The organism is Peribacillus sp. (genome assembly GCF_059453735.1).
The window spans coordinates 1-2439 of sequence record NZ_JAZVJO010000342.1 but is presented as its reverse complement, the minus strand read 5'-3'; the positions used below and the strand labels follow the sequence as shown (position 1 = coordinate 2439).

The window sequence follows — 2439 nt, the reverse complement described above, 5'->3', positions numbered from 1 at the left end:
TTTAAAACGGAGACACTGTCTGTGTAACGGGTCAGTATTTAAAAGCAGCTGAATGGGAGGGGGAGTTAGATGTCTGATTACCAGTATTTTCTTTCCGAAAAAACACAAATTGATGAATTAATAGCAAAGGGCTTTGTCATTACCCATGTTACTGAAAATCTAAGTGGTGCTGTAGTCGATTTTATACACCCTGATATAACCGAAAAACAACAACTTCATATTACCACAGCAGATGCAAGAAAATATTTTTCAAGGTATTTATTAGCCTGATTGTAAGGAGCAAGTATGGAGATCGGCCATACTTGCTCTATTTTTTGGTGTGAATTTACTAAATATTCAATAAACTATTTTTACCTGACGAAACCTAGGTTATAATAGGGGTAAGGTCATAGAATAAGGAAAAGGAGGTTGATTCATGAATTCCTATCTATCAATTAGTGAAGTTCTCCAGCGAAAACACTTTGAAGGTACATTACTAGTTGCAGGTAAGGACGGAATACACCACTCTGTTAAATGGGTTCATATTGTCGAAAATCCGGAAATTAAGAATCTTTTAAATGGTGGTGAACTTATATTATCAACAGGGATTGGCTTGAGGAATGATGAAAATCTTTTTCTATCGTTTGTTGAAGAATTAATAAAGTGTCATGCGTCAGGCTTATGTATCGAGCTAGGAACGTATATTAAAAGGATCCCTGAAACCGTTCGTCATCTTGCAGATAAAAACAACTTTCCTATCATCATCTTTCAAAAGGAAGTCCCCTTTGTCCAAATAACACAAGATATCCACTCGATTATTATCAACCAACAATACAAGTTAATTTCCAATTTAGAAAGTTATTCTCAAAAATTAAATAAAAAGCTGCTTGAAATTAATAATTATGAGCAGATTTTACACATTCTTCACAACTATCTTAACGTTCAGGTCTTTTCCGTCGTTCGTGAACATGAAATTACCTTTGTTCCTGCAGGGAGGAAGGCAGACAAAGAAGAGCTTCTTAAAAAAGTACGTACGAGGGAGGATCATTCAAACGAACAGTTTTTGACACAGCCTATTCAGATTCTTGGACAAAATTATGCTGTATTATACATATATTCCCCAGAACGGGAATTGACTGAATTCGATGCTGTTATTCTTGATAGGACGGCAACTGCCCTTGCACAGCATTTCCTTCGTGAGTTATATGTGGAGGAAAAGAAAATCGCTGAAGAAAGTAAGTGGCTTCGTAATTGGCTTGATGGAGAGTACAGTGAAGAGGCTATTCAAGCCCAACTTTCCGATTTAAACCCAAAATTAAAGCTGACAGGGGGAGTCGTTTTTATCTGCAAATTTCGTCAACAAGGTCATCGAACAGCAGCCATTAATGATAATACGTATTTAATGCTCTTGTTTCGTACTGTGTTTGAACAAGCAGGTTTTCAGTTATTTTCAATGGAGTTGCATCAGCATTTACTATTTATACTGGGTGACAGACGTTCACCAGAAAACTGGAAGGAACGAGTATCTGAGGGCTTACAACGGATAAACAAAGTAGATGGGACAGGGAAAAAACGTTTGGCTGGCCTCTCAGTAGGTGTCGGTCAATATGTTTTTAAACTTGGGGACATGTTTAAAAGTTATAAAACAGCCAAAGAGACCATCATGCTGCAAGAAACGCTGACGGAAGAAAACAGCAGCTATTTTTATCAAGATCTCCATATGTACCGCATTTTATCATTGATTAATAAACATAGTAATCTTCAAGAAACCGTCTATGAATATCTTGAACCTGTCATCGATTATGATCTTCAGAATAATGGTGAGCTGATGGTTACCCTCAAAGAATATCTAGCCTGCAATGGTTCAAAACAAGAGACTTCCAAAAAGTTATTTATTGTCAGACAAACCCTTTACCACAGGCTTGAAAAACTGGAAAAACTTCTTGGAGCTAATTTCATGCAGGCAGAACGCCGTCAGGCAATTGAATTTATGCTGCTAGCTTATGATTATCTAAACAGCACCCGCCAATCCATTCCAATCAGACAAAATCTATAATCATTTTGACAAAAAAATACGGACGCTGCTTACTCGTAAGTAGGCAGCGTCCGTATTAGGTTTAAGAGAATTCTGGATTCAGATGCTTGTTAAGCACAAGAGCGGCAGAATCTATATCATATAAAGTCTCGCTGATTTTGTGAGAAATTTGATTGATTTGGTAAGCGTTCGTTTCTTTAAAATAACAAACAGAAACAAACTGCTCTTGATTATGCGAAAAGGTATGTGTGATTTGGCAATCACGATAATACATCAACGTTTCCAGCATGTGTTTTATTTGTGTTAGTGTCATAGTTAGTCTCCTTTCATATACAAAGGGAAGGGACTAAAAAAAGTCTAAGGAACCCATTTTTTTACATTATATTCATCATAACATAGTTGGGTAATTAATACCACCTATTGTA

At 36.5% G+C, this 2439-nt stretch carries 3 protein-coding genes; 2 read left to right on the top strand and 1 reads right to left on the bottom strand.

The window, feature by feature from the left end; genetic code table 11:
• Positions 1-69: 69 nt before the first annotated feature.
• Both AC52RT_RS10960 and AC52RT_RS10955 read left to right on the top strand, forming a co-directional pair.
• Positions 70-270, top strand: a complete 201-nt coding sequence (locus tag AC52RT_RS10960; protein WP_495540776.1) for a hypothetical protein — start codon at positions 70-72, stop codon at positions 268-270.
• A 145-nt stretch (positions 271-415) separates the two neighbouring features.
• Positions 416-2035: a PucR family transcriptional regulator gene (locus tag AC52RT_RS10955; RefSeq protein WP_495540775.1), complete on the top strand. Its 1620-nt coding sequence runs from the start codon at positions 416-418 to the stop codon at positions 2033-2035.
• A gap of 61 nt (positions 2036-2096) precedes the next feature.
• Here AC52RT_RS10955 and AC52RT_RS10950 read toward each other — a convergent pair whose 3' ends face one another.
• A complete protein-coding gene (locus tag AC52RT_RS10950) occupies positions 2097-2327 on the bottom strand; it encodes a hypothetical protein (protein ID WP_495540774.1) in 231 nt (76 codons plus the stop codon).
• Between the last annotated feature and the right edge of the window lie 112 nt (positions 2328-2439).

Excerpts from the sequence above, each read along its gene's own strand:
- AC52RT_RS10960 (WP_495540776.1), top strand. The coding sequence starts at position 70 with ATGTCTGATTACCAGTATTTTCTTTCCGAAAAAACACAAATTGATGAA.
- AC52RT_RS10950 (WP_495540774.1), bottom strand. The coding sequence starts at position 2,327 with ATGACACTAACACAAATAAAACACATGCTGGAAACGTTGATGTATTAT.
- AC52RT_RS10955 (WP_495540775.1), top strand. The coding sequence starts at position 416 with ATGAATTCCTATCTATCAATTAGTGAAGTTCTCCAGCGAAAACACTTT.